This window comes from Helicobacter sp. MIT 05-5294, from assembly GCF_000765675.1.
GTDB lineage: Bacteria > Campylobacterota > Campylobacteria > Campylobacterales > Helicobacteraceae > Helicobacter_D.
This window is the reverse complement of sequence record NZ_JRPA02000020.1, coordinates 13,834-33,833: the sequence shown is the minus strand read 5'-3', so window position 1 is coordinate 33,833 and position 20,000 is coordinate 13,834. Positions and strand designations below refer to the sequence as shown.

The window sequence follows — 20,000 nt, the reverse complement described above, 5'->3', positions numbered from 1 at the left end:
AATAATTCTAGCATAAGAGAGTTGATGGATTTTATTGAACAAAATGAATTTGAAGATTTCACAATCCATATTATAAATGATTTTAGAGGGTTGGGGTAACTTCAAGATTCTATTTTTGATAAATTTTCCAAAAATTTCGTATTTAATTCTTATTAAATGCTTCAAAAGATATAATTTTCGCCTTGATTTTAAATGAAGGTGTTATTTTGAGTGGATGTGTGATTACAATTACTTCCGGCAAAGGCGGTGTGGGCAAATCTACAACAACCGCGAATCTCGCCGTAGGTTTGGCAAATGCGGGAAAAAAAGTTGTGGCGGTGGATTTTGATATTGGTTTGCGCAATTTAGATATGATTTTGGGCTTAGAGAATCGCATTGTTTATGATATTGTCAATGTTATGGAGGGCGAGTGCAACCTCTCCCAAGCCCTAATCAACGATAAAAAAACCAAAACCCTTTATTTCTTACCTGCAAGTCAAAGCAAAGACAAAAACATTTTGGACAAAGAAAAGGTTTCTGCGTTGATTAATAAACTCAAAGAAGAGTTTGACTTTATCTTATTGGATTCTCCTGCTGGGATTGAAGGAGGGTTTGAACACGCTATTTTCCTTGCTGACCGCGCATTGATTGTTTCTACTCCTGAAGTTTCAAGTGTGCGCGATGCTGATAGAGTAATCGGAATCATTGATGCCAAAAGCAAAAAAGCCCAAGAGGGACAAGAAGTGCTAAAGCATGTGATTATCAATCGTTTGAAGCCAGAAATGGTAGAAAAGGGCGAAATGCTAAGCGTGGAAGATGTGCTAAAAATCCTTGCCTTACCACTGATTGGAATCGTGCCTGAAGATGAGAAAATCATCTCTTCTACCAACACAGGCGAACCCGTGATTTATGGCAATTCTCTCTCCTCTCTTGCTTACCAAAACATTGCAAGACGAATCTTGGGCGAAGAAGTTAGCTTTATGGATTTAAAATCCAAAAAAGGATTCTTCAAAAGGCTATTTTCATGAGTTTAGTAGATAGAATCTTTGGCAACAAAAAATCTTCCGCCCAAGAGGCAAAAAATCGTTTAACGATGATTTTGGCGCACGAGAGAGCCATCAATGTGCCTTATATGGAGGCAATGAAACAAGAGATTTTAGAAGTCATCAAAAAATACACAAACGCTCAAAAGATTGACATCAAAACAGATTCCAATCAAAATTTCAATACGCTTGAAGTCGAGATTTTGTTGGACAAATAGCTCATAAATGGAGAGAGTTAAACCTATCACGATTGGAATTATTGTTTTATTGCTCCTATTGCTTAGTTTTAACTTTATCCCCAAAAATCCCAAAAAATCTGCTATTTCCTCCACAACAATCTCAAAAGAATCCCCAAAAATAGAGCCAAACACAAAGGAATCCAATCAAGCCATCACACAAAACAACGCGGAATTAATCCAAAAAAACATTGATTTTTTAAGAGAAAATCTTGAAGCACTCAAAGCGGATTCCGCAAATCTTGAAGATTCCCAACAAGAATCATCAAAGGAATCTTCGCAAGAAACCGCCAATACGCAGCCTTTGGATTCTACTAGTGAAGAATCTCAAGCTACGGATTTGACTCTCGCTTCAACCCCAAAAACCCCAATAAAACCGCAATCCCAAGAATCCCAAACAATCCAAGAAAGTCCAAAAAACACCGAATCCCAAGCCCAATGCCAACGCACCAAACCACAACTCGCAATCATTATTGATGATGTTGGTTCATTCGCCCAATACAATGCTTTGCGCAAAATCAACTACAAAATCACCCCCTCACTTTTCCCTAAAAGCAAAACAAATCCGCAAACACCCAAAATCGCGAAAACTGCTCCCTTTTTTATGGTGCATTTACCCCTAGAAGCCTTGAACTTTTATCAAGCAGAACACGAATGGTTGTTTGTTGGCGATTCAAAAGCCAAAATAGAGCAAAGAATCCAAACAATCAAGCAAGATTTCCCAACACTTTCTTATCTTAATAACCACACAGGAAGCAAATTTACGCGCGATTTAGAATCTATGACGCTACTTTTAGAAACGCTTGCCAAGCACGAAATTAGTTTTTTGGATTCCAAAACTGCCCCACATACGAAAACAAAGGCATTCTACGACGCACACCCACAAAAAAAGCTAAATCCCTGTCAAGGCAACTACTTAGAACGCGATGTGTTTTTGGACAATGAATTAAACATTCCAAAAATCACGCAAAACCTAATCCAAGCGGTTAAAATAGCCAAATCCAAAGGCTATGCTATTGCGATTGGACACCCGCATAGAGAAACACTCATTGCCCTTAGAAATGCGGAAGATTATCTAGCCAAAAGTGGGGTTGAACTTGTATATGTCAATGAAATTATTGCACCATAAACAATTTTATAGAGAAATTATGCTAAGATATTTTAGAATCTTAGAATTTTAAGGGAAGGCTTATGACAACCCCAAAAGAAACTCGCCAATTACAAGGAAGCGTTTTAAGCATTGCGCGCGTGGAAGATTCTACATTTTGCATTGATAATGTTTTTTACATTTCTGAAATTAACCAAAATTTGCACATCTCTACAAGCATTCGCGTTATCAAAGATTTAGAATCCCCACATCGCTATTCTCACGCTTTTGGAATCTCCCCGCATTCTTATTTTTGTTTTCCCATTATGGGGGAGAAAAAAACATTTATTTTAGAGTTGAAAGGCTCTGCGCTCAAACATATTGCGACCTTGCAAGACCACGATGGCGATATAGAATCCTGCGCCTTTTCTCACGATGGGAGATTCTTTGCCACAGGCGGACAAGACGGCAGGGTGTTTTTGTATGAGGGAAGAAGCTTTTTGTCCATTTCTTCCTTGTTGGCGCGTTCAGATTATATTTCTACGATTCGTTTTTCTAAAAGTGGCGATTTTATCGCAATTAGCGGGTTTGATAAATTCACAATGATTTTTGATTTATTGCGCCATCGGATTGCCTTTAACTTCGCAACTAACGATGTAGTAGAAGATTCTTGCTTTTTTGAACACGATGAGAAGCTATTGCTTATTTGCCGCAACAACGCAAGTATTATCTTTAGTCTTAAAGAGGGCAAAATCATCTCTCAAGAATACCCATTTGCCTTTTGGCCTACTTCTATTGCTATTACAGATACAGAGGAATACGCGCTTGTTGGAACGCGCTCGGATACGCTTTATGTTTTGTCTTTAAAAGACAACACTAAAGCAATGGAGATTAAAAACGAACACGCCGGAGTCGCATCACTTGCCTTTTCGGGAGGGCTTTTATACATTGGGGCGATTGATGGTGCGCTTTTGATTATTGATTACAATGAGGGCAAAGAAGAGTTAGAGACAAGCATTGCTAACAAAGACTTCAAAAAAGCGCGTGAAGCAATCAACAAAAATGTATTTTTAAGCATTCACCCGCTAACCAAAGCGTTTGATGAGGCGTGGCCCGAGATTCTGCATCAAGCCATTGAATTACTCAACCAAAACGAAATAGAACAAGCCGTAGAATTAACCGCTCCTTTTGTCGTAAGCGAATCCAAAAAAAGTGAATTTGACTTCTATCTTTCCCAAAAAGACGGCGTGAAGACTTTTTTAGAACTGATTAACAAAAAAGACTTTACCAAAGCCTACGAAATGCTAAAAACCACGAAATTTTTAGTCAAAACACAGGCTTATGAGAAACTAGAAAACATTTGGAATAAAGCATTTTTTAACGCCAAAAAACTCCTTATGGAAAACGCCAATACAAACCAACGCCTAGCAGAACAAACCCTAGCACCTTTTAACAACACGCCCAAAAAGGAGCTGATTGTGCAGCTTTTGCGAAATTGCGATGTGTTTGAAAAGGCGGATTTGCTTATCAAAAAACAAAATTTCAAAGAATACTTCAGTCTCACTTTTCAATTCTCTTTTTTAAGAGAAACGGATTTGTATAAAAAAGTGCTGTTAGTGGGTGAGCGAATGCTAACAAATTTGATTGAACTAGAAAAGAATTTCAAATACGACGAGGCGAAAAAGATTGCAGAGATTCTACTTGTCTTCCCTCCGCTCAAACGCGCGGCAAACGAACGCATTGTATTAATGCAACAAAAAGAGAATCTTTTAAATGCCATTGAAGCAAAAGATATTAAAAAGGTCTATTCTTTGGTAGATGAGATTGAAAGTCTGCGCTCTATGCAACAATTCAAAGATTTCACCAAAGACTTCCTTAGACGCTATGAAGAAGCTAAATCCTATGCAAAATCCGGAGACGCGAAGCATACAATGGTTGTGTTTGGTGAATATATGGAGATTCATTATTGGGTGGATAAAATCGCTTCTTTGCTCAAAGTCGCTTATTTATGTCAGATTCAACTCGCCTTAAATGCCGCAGATGTGAATTGGACGATTACCATTAAACGCTTTTTTGAACGCTTTGGCAAAAGCATAGAATTAGTGCGCTTACTACAAGAACATCCTGCAAAAGATATTTTGGAAGAGTTTGAAGGCGAGGGAGAAAGCGATGGATACAGACGCTATGGTTTTGTGGATTCTATCGTCATTTATCTTGTCCAAAAAGATTCCTAAATCTCTTTGGAATCCTTTTTGAAAGATTCTATCATTTCGTCTCAATCCTCTTTTCCAACCTTGCCAACGATTCCGCAAGAATTGACACATTTGAATCTAAAAAACATTTTTTATTGCGGTAATTTGGAATTGTTACAAAGGCGCAAAATTACGATTGTTGGCTCACGCAACCCTAACCCTTATGCCCAAAGCTTCACACAAACTCTCGCGCAGAAACTCGCCTCAAAGGGTGCAGTAGTCGTGAGCGGTGGCGCACTTGGCACAGACATTATCGCACACAAAAACGCCTTGCCTCATACGATTATGGTTTCTCCCGCTTCTTTGGACATTATCTATCCTAAAACCAATGCTAAAATCATTGAACAAATCTACAAAGAATCTCTGATATTAAGCCAATTTGAACCGCCTTATAAGCCTCACGCCTTTTCGTTTTTGGAGCGCAACAAATTAGTCGTCAGTCTTGGAGAATGTATCGTGATTGCTCAAGCGGATTTGAATAGTGGCTCTATGCAAAGCGCACGATATGCGAGGGATTCCGACAAGCCAATCTTCGTGCCACCGCACCATTTAGGGCAAAGTCAAGGCACACAAACTTTAGCAAAAAACGGCATAGCTCAAGTGATTTGGGATATAGATGAGTTTGTGGAATCCCTTTGGATTTCTGATAAAAACTTAGATGAATCTCTTGCCAAAGATTCCAAACTAGAATCCCCAAAAGATGAGATTTTGGAGTTTTGCAAAGGCAATCCTTTGTTTGAAGAGGCGTTTTTAAAATTTGGTGCGATTCTCTTTGAATACGAATTAGAGGGCAAAATTCATCGTTGCAATGGCAGAATCGCAATACCTTAAGATATTACAGAGTTTGCCACCACGAAAACGCGCCTAAGAGTGCTAAATAGCGCAAACCTTTGCCAAATGCGACCCATAATGCCATTTTAAACAAAGAATACCGATAGACACCAAGAGCAAGTGCGAATCCATCGCCTACAATAGGCAGAAAACTCAAAAAAGCAAAGAGGAATCCGTATTTTTGGATTCCATTTTTGTAGCGATGAATTTTCGCATTGGCATTTTTGAAATAGCGTTGTAAAATGCGAGTTTCTCCCAAATATCCGATTCCATAAGTTGTGAGCGAACCTAGCGTATTGCCCAATGTGGCAACACACCAAACCACAACTTCCGAATACCCAAACGCCACGAATCCCAAGACAAAGGCTTCAGAGCCTAGCGGATATAAACTACTTGCCACAAAACAAACAAGAAACAATCCCACAAGCCCAAAAGATTCTAGGGTTTCCATTCTTTAGCTAGACTTTGCGGGGCGGAATCTTAAAAAAATTCCGCGATATTTCTAATAATACCCTCAATCAAGACTTGCTTACTTTGCTCATATCCCCACGCATTATGTGGTGTTAAGAGCAACTGATTTGCGATTTCTGGATTCAAAAAGGGGTGATTTTCTGGCATAGGTTCTTTAGTGAAAACATCAAAACCCGCATATAAATCCCTCTTTTCTAGTTCTTTTGCTAAATCTTCTTCATTGACGATTCCGCCACGCCCAACATTGATAAGAATCGCTCCATTTTGCATTAGTTGCAGATTATTTTTGTTTAATAGATTTTTTGTTTTCTCATTCAAAGGCGCATGGATAGAGACTACAAAGCATTCTTTAAGTAGAGATTCTAGGCTTTTGTGTGGATAAGGAGCATCGAGATTCTTGCCACTTGTAGAGTAGTAACAAACCTCTGCGCCAAACGCACTTGCTAATTTCGCGACTTCCTTTCCGATTGCTCCTAGCCCGATGATTCCCCATTTTTTACCTTCAAGCAATTCCAAAGGCTTGGCAAGATTCGTAAAAAGTGCGCTAGAAGCATAATGCTTTTGTTTGCAGAAAAAATCATACAAAGGCAGTTTCGCACTTAAGGCTAAGGCAAACATTAAAGTATGTTGTGCGACGCTTTTTGTGGAATATCCCGCGACATTTTTTACCACGATTCCAAAATCCTTTGCTGCCTCTAAATCCACATTATTCATTCCTGTGGCAGTAATGCAAACGAGCTTCAAGGAATCTTTGAGCGTGTTGAGCTTTTTTTTGTCTAATATAACCTTATTGGTTAGCACGATTGTAGCACCCTTAGCCCTTTCTAAAGTCTGTTCTGGCTTTGTGATGGGATATTCTGTATAATCCACATTAGGGAATCTTTCAAGGAGTTTGTCTTGTAAATTATGCTCACCCAAACTTAATCCATCTAAAAACACGATTTTTTCTTGCATTTGCAATCCTTTTGGCTATAATTTCGTCCTGTAATTTTACACTAAAAGAGGCAAAATGCGTAACTATTCTAAAATTGTTTCTATTCTTTTGGATTCGCTTCCTTATATTCGTTTGTTTCGTGGTTCTAAGATTGTTATCAAATACGGAGGAGCGGCGCAAACAAGCCCGAATCTCAAGGAGCAATTCGCGATTGATATTGTTATGCTTTATATGCTTGGAATCAAGCCAATCATCGTGCATGGCGGCGGAAAACGAATCAATGAGTTGCTAGATAACCTTAAGATTCCGAGCGAATTTGTCGATGGATTGCGCGTTACAAGCATTGATGCACTTAAAATCGTTGAAATGGTGCTTAGTGGGGAAATCAACAAAGAAATTACCGCGTTTTTGAATTTTCATGGCGTGAATGCGTTGGGTTTAAGCGGTAAGGACGCGTCTTTGTTTCAAGCCAAGCCAAAAGACAATGGCAAATACGGCTATACGGGCGAAATTTTTGAAACACGCGGAGAAGTGATTGATAATCTACTCGCCCAAAACTTAGTGCCTGTGATTGCGCCTATTGCCTGTGGCGAGGAGGCTGGACACCCGGGCTTTAACATCAATGCAGATTCTGCGGCAAGTGCGATTGCGATTGCAACACAAGCAAAACGGGCGATTTTCTTGACCGATACGCAAGGTGTGTTGGATAAAAATGGTGAAATCATAGAATCCCTAAATATTGGGCAGACAGAGAATCTCTATCAAGACGGCACGATTAGCGGAGGAATGATTCCAAAGGTGGAGGCGTGTTTGGATTGTGTCAAAGGAGGCGTGGAAAAAGCGCATATTATTGATGGCAGAGTCCCGCATTCTTTGTTGCTAGAACTCTTTACAAGTGCAGGGATTGGGACAGAATTTACCGCAGAATAGTGCAGAATCCTAGATTCTCCACCGCGTCCTTGCGAGGAGCGAATAAAATAGGCAACAAAGCAATCCAAAATTTCAAACAAAAGAGGATTCTACAATAACGAGATTCCATTACAATATTTTTTGGTATGCAGTATTATAGATTGCCACGAATTGCGTTGCAATTCTCGCAATGACGACTAGTAATGCTTTAACAACTTCTTTGCAATGAGGGCGGGTTGTTTAGATTTGTGGATTCCCGCGATGACGCCTTAGTGCGCCTTTGCATCATTGTGAGATTCCACAGAATCCCATAATTTAAGAGTATTGATAAAACACTGTATTGAAAATCTTGATTTTTTCTCGCAAAATATGTGCCTTGATGACTTCACCTTTGGGCGGAGTAGCTTGGGATTGTATCCAAGATTTTGGAGAATAGGCGTTTAACGCCCTAAAAGTGTGCAGCAAGTGTTGCTTAAAGCTAGGATTCAAAAAAGTAGCAGAATCCGCACTTTGGCTAGAATCGCGAATGCAGCCCTTTTTGTCCGCAATCAGCAAGGCAATTTGCAAACACAGCAAAGCTTCCTCGCCACCAAAAGAATCAAAAAAATTTACAACCTTAGAAGAGTGCATTTCGTGGAGTTTATAGATTTTAATATGGTTTTCAATCAGCTTTAGCATTGGGGTTTGTATGGATTTAGGGAGCGCAATATCAAGGGCGGACAAAACATATTCTAGCTTGTCGTGTCCGCTAGAATTGCCAAAATTACGATAGCAATAAGGCTTGGCAATATCATGAAAGAGCGCGGCAAACTTCAAAATCAATTTTTGCTTTTTATCATAAGGAGGCATTTTTGTGGAATCTCGTTCGTTGGCTTCTAGCAAAGATTCCGCGATTCTTAGCACTTCCATTGTATGGACGAAAACAGAGGCTTCTTGATGATACAAATTCCCCTCTTTTAAGGTCGTGAGCATATAAAGGTTTGGGAAAATACAATCCAATACGCCCAATTCAAAAAGCGTTTCAAAAAACAAAGAAGCATTAGGGGCTTGAAACGCAGACTCCACTTCTTGATAAACGCGGTTTGGCTCAAGGAATCGCAACTCTTCGCGCATTTTATAAATCAATACTTTTGTGCTAGGGTGGATTCTCCAAAGTTTCCCAAAACGCGCACGAAATCTCGCAATCCTCAATACGCGCAGAGGGTCTTCGCAAAACGCCTCTGAAGTGTGGCGCAAGATTCGCTTTTGCAAATCCTTGATTCCCTCGAAAGGATCATGATATTCTTTAGTTTCTTCATCAAAAGCAATAGCATTAATCGTCAAGTCGCGTCGTTTCAAATCCTCTTCTAGTGAAACTTGGTGCGTCTCTACGCAAAATCCATTATAACCTACGCCGACCTTTTTCTCTCTCCGCGCTAAAGCGATTTGCGAACCATCTTCGCGCAAAAACACAGGGAAGTTTTTGCCTACTTGCAATAAATGCTGAAAATCACTTGGACTATAACCAACCGCGACATAATCTTTGTCTTTAATGGGTGCACCCAAAAGCTTATCACGCACGGCACCGCCGACGAGATAGAGTTTTTTAGTATAATCCGTATTTGCCATCAATCCGCTTATAAATCACTCTCATTTTAGAATCTTTGTCGTTGAAAACAAAAAATTGTTGGGAGCTACTTTTAAGACGCTCCAGCGCATCTTCAATATCCAAAGGCTTATGCAAATCCAAATCCATTGGCACGATTTCATCTCCGCCTTTATCCGCGAGAGCTTCATCACGCAAGATTCCACTTGCCATAATGGTTTCACTAGGAATGGCTTGTTTGTGGTGGATTTTGTCGTGATAGCGGCGCAAGATTTTGTGCATACGCGCAACCGCAAGGTCTGCGGCAGCATAAAGGTCTTTGTCGCTTTGGCTAATTACAAGAGTGTTTGTGTGCGCCAAAGCAAGAGTAATATCCACACTAAAGAGACGCTTTTTCTTCTTTTCGCCCTTTTTATTGCCCTTTTTTTCTTGATGAGAAATCACAACGCGTGTGCTTAGAATCTCTAAATTGTATTTTTCTAGGCTTTTGGTTAGCTGAAGAATATAATCCTTAATGGAATCCGTGAGTTCAAAATGTCGTGAAGTAATAATGGTGTGCATTGCGTGTCCTTTTTGGGTTTTGGCTATTTTAGCATATTTATAGCGCGTCTTGCATACTTTGGCGCAAAATTGCTCTGTCAATTAGAATCTTTTGGGATTCCATAAAAATTTCAAACGCCAAGACTGCTTGGTTAATCAGCATTTGCTTACCATCGCATCGCGGGATTTTTAGGCTTTTGGCGAGATTTAAAAAGGGAGTTTCTCTTCCATAAACCAAATCAAAGGCAAACTTGGCGGATTCCAAAAGCGAAGTCAAAATCACGGAATCCATAGGAAGCGAATCATTTGTTAGTCCTGCTGGTGTGGTGTTAATCACGATTTCATAAGCAGTTTTTGGGCTAAAGGATTCAAAAGTCGCAGTATGGAATCCCGCTCGTGCGAAATTTTCCAAACGCTCACGGGAACGATTGATAAGGGTTGTGGCGATGTTTTTTTCTTTTAAGATACAAGCAAGGGCTTTTGCAGAACCTCCCGCTCCTATAATCAGGGCATTTTTTGGATTTAGGGATTCTACGCATTGATAGAATCCTAAAGCGTCAGTATTGTAGCCTAGAAGTTTGCCTTGTTTAAAAACAATCGTATTGACTGCGCCAATCTCTTGTGCGATTCCAAAAACCTCATCACACGATTGGAATGCGATTTCTTTGTAAGGCACGGTGATATTTGCTCCTTTTAAATGCAGACTTTTGAGGCTTAAAAATGCTTGATTGGATTCTAATAAATAGCGACCATAAAAGCCACGAATCCCTAAGGCTTGGAAAGCAGAATTATGCAAAAGAGGAGAGAGGGAATGATGGATTGGATTACCAACAACGGCAAACTGCATAGGATTCCTTTCATTAAAGATAGGTTTGGGATTCCAACTCTTCCAAATCTAGGAAGTTAGGAACTTATTGGCGCGGAGTAAGGGAGCGGCGAACCACCCAACCATTTTTGACAGAGGGGGTGTTGGCGTCTAGGATTCTTACCCAAACATCTTGCGTCTCTACGATGATTACAGAATCGTTAGGCGTGAGTCTGCCGACAACAGGAGTGTCTGTGGAGGGCAATTCGCGGATATTTAAGCTTGGCACTCTAGAAGTGTAGATTGGGGAATCTTGTGTGCTTTGAATCGTCGTGCTGTTCGGAATTTCTTGGCTTGGTTGCACTTGATTTTGAGATTCTGTGCTTACAGGTAGAGTGGTTGGCAAAGTTGTTTGTGGTGCGCTCATTTGAGATTCCACACTGACAGGGTTAGAAGCGAGATTCCTTGTCTCGGAAATCATAACTTCTTGTGGAAGTTCTTGAGTATAGCTTTTAAGAATCCAGCCCAATACTTTGCCTTGTTCGTAAGTGCCAATCAATATCCATTCTCCGCGCTCTTCTAAAAGCATTGCTTTGTGAGAGGGGGTTAGTTTGCCAATAATCGGAGCGGTTGCGTCGGGTTCTTGACGAATGTTAAGGGAGCGCACATTAGAAGTCAGATAAACTTTGTTGGTAGGAATTGGTGCGGGAGCTAACAATTCTTGCGCATTGCTCGGGATTTCTTGAATCGGAAATTCTTGTGTTGGTTCTTGTGGCATAATTTCATAGCTAAATCGCTTCATAATCCAACCTAAGGGCTTGTCGCTATTTTTCTCTGCAATCAAAACCCAATCCCCTTTTTCTTCTATAAGAGCCATTTGGTCTGCGGGTGTTAGTTTGCCTACAATCGCCGCACTTGTGCTTGGTTCTTGGCGAATGTTAAGAGATTTGGTGTGTGTAGAAAGGTAGATTTTAGACGCTTCTTTCGCTGGATTTTGTGGCTCATCAAGGGGTTGCACAGGTGGCACAACTTCGGTTTCTTGAACCTGCGCTATCTCTTTAGATTCTTGTGATTCTATCGGTTTTGTATTATCCGCTACGATTGGATTGCTTTCGCTCTGCATAGAATCCGCTTCAGTTTGCGGTATAGAGTGAGTTCCTCTCGTGCGCAAAAGCTCGAAGGCAGAATAATAAATAACGAAGCTCAACAAAAGCACGAAAATCGGTAAAGGATAAACTTTCAAAAACTTTTTTAGACTCTTAAGCATTAGACAATTTCTTTGATTTGTGAAATTACTCAAAACTTAATCATAATTAAGAATTAAGGATTCGGGATTATAGCATAAATATCTTAAACAAAATTTAAGATTCCACTACCCGAAACTAGCTCTCCTAAAACATATCCGCCGGATTCTTTAATGACAGAATCCGCCTCGCTATTTTCCACGACAAGCACCATTCCAACGCCCATATTAAAGGTTCTAAACTTGTCTTCTTCTTGCACATATTGGCAAAGCATTTCAAAAATCGGCAAAGAACGAATGTTTTTGCGAATAATTTGTGCATTGACATTTCGCGGCAAAGCGCGGGGTAGATTTTCAATCAAACCGCCACCGGTAATGTGCGCAAGGGCTTTAATTTTATTTTGCAATTTCTTAAAAGTCTTGACATAGATTTTTGTAGGCTCTAAAAGCGTTTGAATTAAAGGCTTACCTTCAAAGTTAGAATCCAGAGCGATTTTGTGTTCTGCTAGAATCTTGCGCACGAGGGAGTAGCCATTGGAATGAATCCCGCTACTTGGAAGCGCAATCAATACATCTCCCGCTTTGACTTGCGATTCTCTTTGCACTTGTGCGCGTTCTGCGATTCCAACAGCAAAACCCGCCAAATCAAAGTCTTTTGCTTGATACATTCCGGGCATTTCCGCGCTTTCTCCGCCGATTAATGCGCATTCTGCTTCCATACAACCTTGAGTGATTCCGCTAATCACTTCTAATGCAGAATCCTTGTCTAATTTCCCCGTGGCATAATAATCCAAAAAAAACAAAGGGGTTGCAAAATTACAAATCAAATCATTCACGCACATTGCGACTAAATCCACTCCCACGCTGTTTAGGATTCCGCTATCAATAGCAAGTTTTAGCTTTGTTCCTACGCCATCAGTTGCCGCCAACAAAACAGGTTCTTTATAACCACTTGGCAACAAAAACGCCCCGCTAAAAGAGCCGATTCCGCCTAATACATTGGGATTGAAAGTTTGTTTTACAAGCCCTTTTAGGTTTTCTACAAGCGCATTTCCTTCTGCAATATCAACACCAGAATCCTTATAATTAAGTTTCTCCATAATTTGCTACCCCAAGATAAAATTAATACGAAATGATACAAAATTACAACTTAAACCTTATAGTCGCGCATTTTCAAGGCAAGTTTTATGCAAATTTTATTATAATAAGCTTAAGGATTTTAAGTCAAAAAGGAGAAAATATGGCAGCAAATACCTTTAACAAACCAGCAAATTTTATCAATCGTGAGTTGTCTTGGTTGCGCTTTAATACGCGCGTATTGAGCGAAGCGCAAGATTCCAACAATCCGCTTTTGGAGCGTTTGAAGTTTATCGCAATTTATGGCACAAACTTAGATGAATTTTATATGGTTCGTGTTGCGGGATTGAAGCGACTTTATAGTGCGCGTATCACAGAAAGTGGTCCAGATAGATTGACGCCAAAAGAGCAATTAGACGAGATTCGTAGCTACTTAAAGCTAGAAAAACAAAGGCTAGAAGCGTGTTATTTTGAAATCAAAGAGGAGTTAGCCAAACTCGGATTATGTATCAAAACTTACAGCGAAGCGGATAAAAACCAAAAAAAAGAATTACAACAATACTTTATCAATCATCTTTATCCGATTGTGATTCCTATTGCAGTAGATGCAACACACCCATTTCCGCATTTAAACAACCTCACCTATGTCTTAGCTCTCAAACTCCAAAGCATAGAGAATCCAAGCGAAATTAAGTTTGGTATGACACGCATTTCGCGAATGCTGCCGGGCTTCGTGCAGTTAGGGGATACTTATTTCCATACCGATTCTATTGTAGCGGAATTTACCAACGAGTTATTTCCGGGCTTTAAAGTGCTTAGTTGGACTTCATTTAGAGTTACAAGAAACGCCGATATGGAGATTGAAGAAGAAGAGGGCGATGACTTTATGGCATTAATGACAGAGGGCTTGAAATCTCGCCGTAAAGGGGAAATTATCCGCCTAGAAATCAAAAAAACCGAAGATTTGGAGTTAAAAAACTTCGTAGAACAATACATCAAAGTAACTCCTGAAGATATTTATGAATGCGAAGCTCCGATGAATTCTAATATCCTTTGGGAAATCGTTGGCAACAAAAACTTCGCTAAACTAACTTTCCCTAGCTACACTTCTAAGATTCTACCTCCGCTAGATTCTAATGCAAATATTTTTTCTGTGCTAGATAGCCAAGATATTCTTTCATTCCAGCCTTACGAAAGCTTTGATCCTGTCGTGAATTTTATCCAAAGTGCGGCAAAAGACCCCGATGTTTTTTCTATCCGAATGACACTTTATCGCGTGGGCAAAAACTCTCCAATCGTCAAGGCATTGATTGAAGCAGCAGAAAATGGCAAACAAGTAACAGCATTAGTGGAGCTTAAAGCGCGTTTTGATGAGGAAAACAACCTGCATTGGGCGCGCGCATTAGAATCCGCAGGAGCGCATGTAATCTATGGTGTGCCCGGGCTTAAAGTCCATGCCAAAATCGCGCTTGTTATTAAAAGTATCGGGCGAGAATTACGCGAATATGTGCATTTAAGCACTGGAAACTATAACCCAAGCACGGCTAAAATCTACACAGATATTAGCTATATGACTTCTAAGCGAGAATTTACGCAAGACGCGACTAAGTTTTTCCATAATCTTTCGGGATTCTCGCATAAATCTAAGCTCAACACGCTTCTTGCAGCACCTTTGCAAATCAAACCAAAAATTTTGGAATTAATAGAAAACGAAGCTAAAGCAGGAAAAGAGGGGCGCATTATCCTCAAAGCCAATTCTATCGTAGATACCGATGTGATTTTGGCACTTTACAAAGCCTCTAGCGCGGGTGTAAAGATAGATTTAATCGTGCGTGGGATTTGCTGCTTAAGACCGGGAATTAAAGGGGTGAGTGAAAATATCCGCGTAACTTCAATCGTAGGAAAATATCTTGAACACGCAAGAATCTATTATTTCAAACACGCAAAAGTGCAAATCTACTTCGCAAGTGCGGATTTGATGCCTAGAAACTTGGAGCGACGCGTAGAGTTGATGACGCCTGTATTTGAAGATAATCTCGCTGATAAGCTTTTTGGAATCATTAAAATCCAAAGCGAAGACAATGCCAAAGCGCACGAGCTTCAAAGCAATGGGGAATATGTCAAACTTGCTCCAAAAGAAGGCGAAAAACCAACCAATAGCCAAAAAATGCTAGAGGACCATACCAACACACTTTATGCTTCCCTTAAGCGCGAAGCAGAAGAAGTCAAAGCAAAAAAACTTGCAAGACGAATGCTAAAAGAAAGTTAAAATTTTGTGATTCCATAGAATCTCGCAATGATGACTTCCTAATTGCGTCGTTGCGAGACTTTGTCCGAAATCGTAGCAATCTATGGTATTTAACAAAGTAGAATCCGCAATAATAAAAACTTAAAATTGAAATTACTTCATCTAAAATATATTAGAAATTAAAAATGAATCCAATCTTATTCTAGACTTTTGTCCTTATAATAATGAGTGCTTATCTCTTATCTAACATTTTGCTATTTATCTCAAATATTTCTTAAAACTATGAATCCATTATCTTTTGATTCAAGTTAATTTAAGCAAATTATAAGGGGGGGGGGGGGTATTATTTTGCCTTAATTAAAAATTAAATTTAAGGAGCAAATCAATATGTTAAACCAAAAAAATAATCAAAAGATTTTTTGCAAATTTAGAGGATTAGACTATGATGGCAATCTAATCCATTTCCTCAAAAAATATGTAACCTACAAACCAAATTCTCGCTTTTTGGATATTTTAAAGAATTGTCGGCTTTATGGAGCGAGCTTTAATAGCCTCAATGATATGGATGAGGGGAGATTTGTATTCCCTGAAAGTCAATCAGAAAAAGCAAAGGAAATAAGAGATAGGAAAACAACAGAGAACAAAGAAGAGAGATTTAAGATTTGTTCGTTTTCGCTTGAAGAGGAATTAATAGAATCAGATTTGGACTTGATGTGGGCGCATTATGGAAACTCCCATTGTGGTGTGAAAATTGATTTTAGGGTCGATGAGGCAGAACAAGACAAAGTGTTTAAAGTGCGCTATAAAGAGCCACCAGAATACAATGAAGAAAACACAAAAGATTTTATTCAATATGCACTGACTTTTAAAAAGCCAAGCTTTCGTTATGAGAACGAATACAGAGCGATTTGGAATAAGGGAGAGGAGTATCTGCCTATTACAATTTGCGCGATTACTTTAGGGAGGAGATTCACTAGAGAGACAATCTCTAGCAAGGAAACAGAGGATAGAGAATTTAGCAAAAACGATGATGTCGTAAGAATCGCCAAGCAGTTTTTAGAGATTTGGGAAAAGGGGGTGCGCAGAGGAGGAGAACAACCAAAGTTTTATGCTTATAAGACGAAATATTCTCCTAAGCCAACAGAGATTCCAACCTCCTTATTAAGGGGGTTGGAATCATCAATTTAAAGGAGAAAAAATGAAAAAGATGGTTTTGATGGCTTTAAGTTTGGCAATGTGCGTGAGTGTCGCAAGTGCATCATCTTGTTGGAGCGAAGAAAAAGAATTTAAGCAAGCCATTGAAAAATGCCAATACACAGGCGAAAATAGTGATTGCAATAAAGCCGCAGCGGCACAAGCAAAATATAATGCGTGCCTAAACAAGGAAATGCTAGAACAACAAAAAATACGGGATTCTCAATATAGAAGATATTAGCAAACACACAACATTATAGATTGCCGTAAAAGTCTAAAGATTTTTTCGCAATACGATAATGCGGAATCCCAAAAGCCAAAGGCTAATAAAAGCAAATAGACAATAAGGAAAGATTTTCCTAAAACTTGCTTTAGAGAAAATCAAGATTGCCTTTTCTTGTCTGTGAATTGCGCATTGGGCTTTGGCTAGGATTGTGATTGAATGCGAATTTTGAGATTCCATTGTTGGTTTTCTAATGAAGTAGAATCCTGTTGGGCGAGATTTTAAGCGTAGATTGCCAAGAAAGCCTAGCGGTTTTCTCGCAATGACGAAAGGATAATCACGCATTATGTGGAATCCTACAATGACAAAGACTAAAGCAAAGCACACAAAACATAGAGTGCATTCTCTAGTGCGATTCTGCGGTGTGAGATTGCGTTTTTCTCCTCATTGCTTAGCTCCGCTAAAGTCTGCTTAAATCCATTAGGGATAAAAATCGGGTCATAGCCAAAGCCATTTTCCCCGCGACATTGCGCAATCACTTGCCCATACATAAACCCATGCACACTATAATCCCCCATATAGGAACTAATACCAATACACGCGCAATAATGCGCATTAGAGATTCCGCCTAAGCTTTCAATCTCGCCCCTTAGCTTTTCTAAATTCTCTAACGCGCCCCCACCTGAATAACGCGCACTATGGATTCCGGGTTTGCCTCCTAGCTTCTCAACACAGATTCCGCTATCATCAGATAGCACAATATCTTTTTGCGTCAAGATTCCTTTGACTTTTAATGCTTCAAACACTGCTTTAGACTTGATGAGCGCGTTTTCTTGGAAACTCTCGCCGTCTTCTTCAATCTCAAAAGGTGTGATGAGTTTGTCCCAGCAAAGAATCTCTACGCCGAATTTTTTGGCAAATTCTGCATAAATTTCTTGAATCTCTCTTTGCTTGTCTTGATTTGAAGTTGCTAAAATTAAGCGCATATTCTTAACCTTTATTTATTTTTGGGTAAAATCTCCCTTTCGTTTTAGAATTTTAGCATAAGGATACAAAATGGCAAAAGAATCTCTGATTAAACAAAGTCTGCCTCTAAGCCTCATACTTGCTTCGCGCTTCTTTGGATTGTTTATTGTAATGCCTGTTTTGTCGCTCTATGCTCTTTCTTTGCCAAATTCAAGCCCGATTCTTATTGGAATCGCGATGGGCGGATATGCGCTCACACAAGTGCTTTTTCAGATTCCATTTGGGTTTTTAAGCGATAAATTTGGGCGCAAAAGTATGATTGCATTAGGGCTTGTAATTTTTGCTTTAGGTTCGGTGATTTGCGCACTAAGTTTGGATATTTATTGGCTGATTTTGGGGCGATTGCTTCAAGGGGCGGGGGCTATTGGAGGCGTGATAAGCGCGATGATAGCGGATTTGGTGCGTGAAGAGAATCGCACAAAGGCGATGGCGTTAATGGGAGGGACGATTTCTCTAAGCTTTACTGCCGCGTTGATTTTAGGACCAATTCTTGGGGCAAATTTTGGCGTGGCAAGTCTTTTTTGGATTACCTGTATTTTGGCTCTTTTGGGGTTTGGGATTCTGTGGGTTGCCGTGCCAAATGCGCCCAAAGTTACTTATAGTTTCGCGCACAAAGGCAAAGAATTTAGTGTGATTTTAAAAAACAAAAATCTCCAAATTATGAATCTTACAAATTTCTTGCAAAAAGGCTTTATGACTTTGGCGTTTTTGATGATTCCTATCGCTCTTGTCAAAGGCTTTGAAATGCCCAAAGAAGATTTGTGGCAAGTCTATATTCCCGCCTCATTGCTCGGATTCTTCGCAATGGCACCTGCGGCGATTATCGCAGAGAAAAAAGGCAAGTTTAAAAGCGTAATGATTGTTGGAATCTTGCTTTTTGTGCTTTCGTTTTTGCTAATGCTTAGCCCAAATGAGTCCGTGTTTATCGCGGGAGTTTTGGTGTTTTTTGTCGGATTTTCTATCCATGAGCCTATTATGCAAAGCCTTGCAAGTCGCTACTGCAAAGCACACCAAAAGGGTAGTGCGATGGGAATTTTTACCTCATTTGGATATTTGGGTTCTTTTTTTGGTGCATTGCTTGGCGGACATTTCTATGCTTTCTTTGGTATGCTCTCTATCGTAATGTTTGTTGTGATTGCGTGTTTTTTGTGGATTTTATCTTTTGGATTCCTTGCAAATCCACTTTTGCAAAAAAACCTCTACTTGCACTTAAAAGACAAAGAAAGCGCGGCAAATTGGGAATCTTTGGAGGTGCTAGGTGAATTGTGTGGCGTGATTGAATGGTATATCAACCAAAGCGAGGGAATCGTGGTCGTCAAATACGACAAACACTTGCTCACACAAGAAGAAATTGAATCCTTTGTGGCGCAACATTTACCCGACTTTTTTGAGGGTTTGGAGAATATGCGTAACTCTGCAAAGGAGCTTGTTTGATGAAAACCCATGCGATTGAAATCAGCAAAAAAATCTTAAAAATAACAGGCGCAACCAATGCGCAGTTTAACCTCATCAAAGAGGGCGACAAAGTGCTTTTGGGCTTAAGTGGCGGTAAGGATTCTATGCTTCTAGCCACACTTCTAGCAAGGCTTAAAAAATACGCGCCTTTTGACTTTGAATTTAAAGCATTAACCGTGGATTATGGGCGAGGCGGTGAATACGAATACATCGTGGAATACTGCGAAAAATTAGGAATCCCTTATGAACTCTATCGCACCGATATTTATAAGATTTTAGAAGAAAACAAACGCGAGGGAAGTGTGGTTTGTAGCTTTTGCTCACGAATGCGGCGCGGCGCACTCTACACAAAGGCATTAGAGGGCGGATTCAACAAACTAGCCTTAGCGCACCATTTAGACGACGCGGCGGAAAGCTTTATGATGAATCTCACCTATAATGGTGCGTTGCGTTCTATGCCACCTATTTACAAGGCGGGAAATGGCTTGTTTGTGATTCGCCCTTTGATTTTCTTGCGGGAGCGACAAATCATTGATTTTATAGCCAAAAACAACATTTATATCGCGCCAGATTGTAATTGTCCTATTCTTTGGCGAAGTGATGATAAACGCCCTTATGCGCGGGAGCAAACCAAACAAATGCTAAAAGAAATGGAAGAGAAAAATAAAGATTTTTTTGCTTCTTTGAAAGTCGCACTAAGCAATGTGCATTTGAATAGCCTTTTTGATTCGCGCTATTTGGACAAGCAAGAATAGTTTGGGATTCCATTGCAGTATTTTTGGGTGCGTAGCATTATGGATTTGCAAGTGTGGGTGAAATTTGTTTCACAAACTGCACACCACGACTTCACTATGCTTTGTTT

The 20,000-nt window shown here is 39.8% G+C and carries 20 protein-coding genes; 11 read left to right on the top strand and 9 right to left on the bottom strand.

The features are described 5' to 3' along the window. Positions 1-206 precede the first annotated feature (206 nt). The 5 genes from minD (at position 207) to LS69_RS08675 (ending at position 5,428) form a co-directional block, all read left to right on the top strand. Positions 207-1,007: a septum site-determining protein MinD gene (gene minD, locus LS69_RS08695; protein ID WP_138124146.1), complete on the top strand. Its 801-nt coding sequence runs from the start codon at positions 207-209 to the stop codon at positions 1,005-1,007. Further along, positions 1,004-1,240: a cell division topological specificity factor MinE gene (minE, locus tag LS69_RS08690; protein WP_138124144.1), complete on the top strand. Its 237-nt coding sequence runs from the start codon at positions 1,004-1,006 to the stop codon at positions 1,238-1,240. The genes minD and minE overlap by 4 nt, the downstream gene beginning before the upstream one ends. 7 nt (positions 1,241-1,247) lie before the next feature. Further along, positions 1,248-2,387, top strand: coding sequence for a divergent polysaccharide deacetylase family protein (locus LS69_RS08685; protein ID WP_138124142.1), 1,140 nt, complete (start codon positions 1,248-1,250; stop codon positions 2,385-2,387). Between the two features lie 62 nt (positions 2,388-2,449). Continuing rightward, on the top strand, positions 2,450-4,579 hold the full coding sequence (locus LS69_RS08680) for a hypothetical protein (RefSeq protein WP_138124140.1): 2,130 nt from the start codon (positions 2,450-2,452) through the stop codon (positions 4,577-4,579). Between the two features lie 18 nt (positions 4,580-4,597). Further along, positions 4,598-5,428, top strand: coding sequence for a DNA-processing protein DprA (locus LS69_RS08675; protein ID WP_238699282.1), 831 nt, complete (start codon positions 4,598-4,600; stop codon positions 5,426-5,428). A gap of 4 nt (positions 5,429-5,432) precedes the next feature. On the opposite strand, the gene LS69_RS08670 is transcribed toward LS69_RS08675, so the two are convergent. Both LS69_RS08670 and LS69_RS08665 read right to left on the bottom strand, forming a co-directional pair. Then, positions 5,433-5,879 carry a YqaA family protein gene (locus LS69_RS08670; protein WP_138124138.1) on the bottom strand — a complete coding sequence of 149 codons (447 nt, stop codon included), beginning with the start codon at positions 5,877-5,879 and terminating at the stop codon, positions 5,433-5,435. A gap of 29 nt (positions 5,880-5,908) precedes the next feature. Further along, positions 5,909-6,853, bottom strand: coding sequence for a D-2-hydroxyacid dehydrogenase (locus LS69_RS08665; protein WP_138124136.1), 945 nt, complete (start codon positions 6,851-6,853; stop codon positions 5,909-5,911). A gap of 55 nt (positions 6,854-6,908) precedes the next feature. Between LS69_RS08665 and argB the strand changes: the two genes are divergently transcribed. Then, entirely contained in the window at positions 6,909-7,763 is an 855-nt protein-coding gene (gene argB / locus LS69_RS08660; RefSeq protein WP_138124134.1) for an acetylglutamate kinase, read from the top strand. Positions 7,764-8,057: 294 nt separating this feature from the next. On the opposite strand, the gene LS69_RS08655 is transcribed toward argB, so the two are convergent. The 5 genes from LS69_RS08655 to purM form a co-directional block, all read right to left on the bottom strand. After that, entirely contained in the window at positions 8,058-9,350 is a 1,293-nt protein-coding gene (locus LS69_RS08655) for an HD domain-containing protein (protein WP_138124132.1), read from the bottom strand. Continuing rightward, on the bottom strand, positions 9,328-9,888 hold the full coding sequence (raiA, locus tag LS69_RS08650; RefSeq protein WP_138124148.1) for a ribosome-associated translation inhibitor RaiA: 561 nt from the start codon (positions 9,886-9,888) through the stop codon (positions 9,328-9,330). Before raiA ends, LS69_RS08655 begins: the two co-directional genes overlap by 23 nt. A 37-nt stretch (positions 9,889-9,925) precedes the next feature. Continuing rightward, positions 9,926-10,714: a shikimate dehydrogenase gene (locus tag LS69_RS08645; protein WP_138124130.1), complete on the bottom strand. Its 789-nt coding sequence runs from the start codon at positions 10,712-10,714 to the stop codon at positions 9,926-9,928. Between the two features lie 64 nt (positions 10,715-10,778). Next, positions 10,779-11,939 carry an SH3 domain-containing protein gene (locus LS69_RS08640; protein ID WP_138124128.1) on the bottom strand — a complete coding sequence of 387 codons (1,161 nt, stop codon included), beginning with the start codon at positions 11,937-11,939 and terminating at the stop codon, positions 10,779-10,781. An 83-nt stretch (positions 11,940-12,022) separates the two neighbouring features. After that, positions 12,023-13,015, bottom strand: a complete 993-nt coding sequence (gene purM, locus LS69_RS08635; protein ID WP_138124126.1) for a phosphoribosylformylglycinamidine cyclo-ligase — start codon at positions 13,013-13,015, stop codon at positions 12,023-12,025. A 140-nt stretch (positions 13,016-13,155) separates the two neighbouring features. Between purM and LS69_RS08630 the strand changes: the two genes are divergently transcribed. From LS69_RS08630 to LS69_RS08620, 3 genes are all read left to right on the top strand, one after another. Then, the gene (locus LS69_RS08630) at positions 13,156-15,261 is read left to right on the top strand and encodes an RNA degradosome polyphosphate kinase (protein WP_138124124.1); all 2,106 of its coding nucleotides are present in this window, start codon (positions 13,156-13,158) and stop codon (positions 15,259-15,261) included. Positions 15,262-15,627: 366 nt separating this feature from the next. Next, complete coding sequence (locus LS69_RS08625) at positions 15,628-16,428, top strand: DUF2971 domain-containing protein (RefSeq protein ID WP_138124122.1); 801 nt, start codon at positions 15,628-15,630, stop codon at positions 16,426-16,428. Positions 16,429-16,438: 10 nt separating this feature from the next. Continuing rightward, entirely contained in the window at positions 16,439-16,675 is a 237-nt protein-coding gene (locus tag LS69_RS08620; RefSeq protein WP_138124120.1) for a hypothetical protein, read from the top strand. 33 nt (positions 16,676-16,708) lie between these two features. Here LS69_RS08620 and LS69_RS08615 read toward each other — a convergent pair whose 3' ends face one another. Next, positions 16,709-17,002: a hypothetical protein gene (locus LS69_RS08615; protein ID WP_138124118.1), complete on the bottom strand. Its 294-nt coding sequence runs from the start codon at positions 17,000-17,002 to the stop codon at positions 16,709-16,711. A gap of 26 nt (positions 17,003-17,028) precedes the next feature. Beyond that, a complete protein-coding gene (locus LS69_RS08610; RefSeq protein ID WP_138124116.1) occupies positions 17,029-17,643 on the bottom strand; it encodes a non-canonical purine NTP pyrophosphatase in 615 nt (204 codons plus the stop codon). A 70-nt stretch (positions 17,644-17,713) separates the two neighbouring features. Here LS69_RS08610 and LS69_RS08605 point away from each other — a divergent pair, with 70 nt between their 5' ends. Together LS69_RS08605 and LS69_RS08600 are read left to right on the top strand one after the other, a co-directional pair. Further along, positions 17,714-19,117, top strand: a complete 1,404-nt coding sequence (locus tag LS69_RS08605) for an MFS transporter (protein WP_138124114.1) — start codon at positions 17,714-17,716, stop codon at positions 19,115-19,117. Continuing rightward, complete coding sequence (locus LS69_RS08600; RefSeq protein WP_138124112.1) at positions 19,117-19,893, top strand: ATP-binding protein; 777 nt, start codon at positions 19,117-19,119, stop codon at positions 19,891-19,893. The genes LS69_RS08605 and LS69_RS08600 overlap by 1 nt, the downstream gene beginning before the upstream one ends. Positions 19,894-20,000: the final 107 nt, after the last annotated feature.

Coding starts and splice junctions, on each gene's coding strand:
- LS69_RS08670 (WP_138124138.1), bottom strand. CDS start 5,879: ATGGAAACCCTAGAATCTTTTGGGCTTGTGGGATTGTTTCTTGTTTGT.
- LS69_RS08615 (WP_138124118.1), bottom strand. CDS start 17,002: ATGCGTGATTATCCTTTCGTCATTGCGAGAAAACCGCTAGGCTTTCTT.
- LS69_RS08630 (WP_138124124.1), top strand. CDS start 13,156: ATGGCAGCAAATACCTTTAACAAACCAGCAAATTTTATCAATCGTGAG.
- LS69_RS08640 (WP_138124128.1), bottom strand. CDS start 11,939: ATGCTTAAGAGTCTAAAAAAGTTTTTGAAAGTTTATCCTTTACCGATT.
- LS69_RS08625 (WP_138124122.1), top strand. CDS start 15,628: ATGTTAAACCAAAAAAATAATCAAAAGATTTTTTGCAAATTTAGAGGA.
- purM (WP_138124126.1), bottom strand. CDS start 13,015: ATGGAGAAACTTAATTATAAGGATTCTGGTGTTGATATTGCAGAAGGA.
- LS69_RS08610 (WP_138124116.1), bottom strand. CDS start 17,643: ATGCGCTTAATTTTAGCAACTTCAAATCAAGACAAGCAAAGAGAGATT.
- LS69_RS08685 (WP_138124142.1), top strand. CDS start 1,248: ATGGAGAGAGTTAAACCTATCACGATTGGAATTATTGTTTTATTGCTC.
- LS69_RS08605 (WP_138124114.1), top strand. CDS start 17,714: ATGGCAAAAGAATCTCTGATTAAACAAAGTCTGCCTCTAAGCCTCATA.
- LS69_RS08655 (WP_138124132.1), bottom strand. CDS start 9,350: ATGGCAAATACGGATTATACTAAAAAACTCTATCTCGTCGGCGGTGCC.
- minE (WP_138124144.1), top strand. CDS start 1,004: ATGAGTTTAGTAGATAGAATCTTTGGCAACAAAAAATCTTCCGCCCAA.
- LS69_RS08600 (WP_138124112.1), top strand. CDS start 19,117: ATGAAAACCCATGCGATTGAAATCAGCAAAAAAATCTTAAAAATAACA.
- LS69_RS08620 (WP_138124120.1), top strand. CDS start 16,439: ATGAAAAAGATGGTTTTGATGGCTTTAAGTTTGGCAATGTGCGTGAGT.
- raiA (WP_138124148.1), bottom strand. CDS start 9,888: ATGCACACCATTATTACTTCACGACATTTTGAACTCACGGATTCCATT.
- LS69_RS08665 (WP_138124136.1), bottom strand. CDS start 6,853: ATGCAAGAAAAAATCGTGTTTTTAGATGGATTAAGTTTGGGTGAGCAT.
- LS69_RS08680 (WP_138124140.1), top strand. CDS start 2,450: ATGACAACCCCAAAAGAAACTCGCCAATTACAAGGAAGCGTTTTAAGC.
- LS69_RS08645 (WP_138124130.1), bottom strand. CDS start 10,714: ATGCAGTTTGCCGTTGTTGGTAATCCAATCCATCATTCCCTCTCTCCT.
- argB (WP_138124134.1), top strand. CDS start 6,909: ATGCGTAACTATTCTAAAATTGTTTCTATTCTTTTGGATTCGCTTCCT.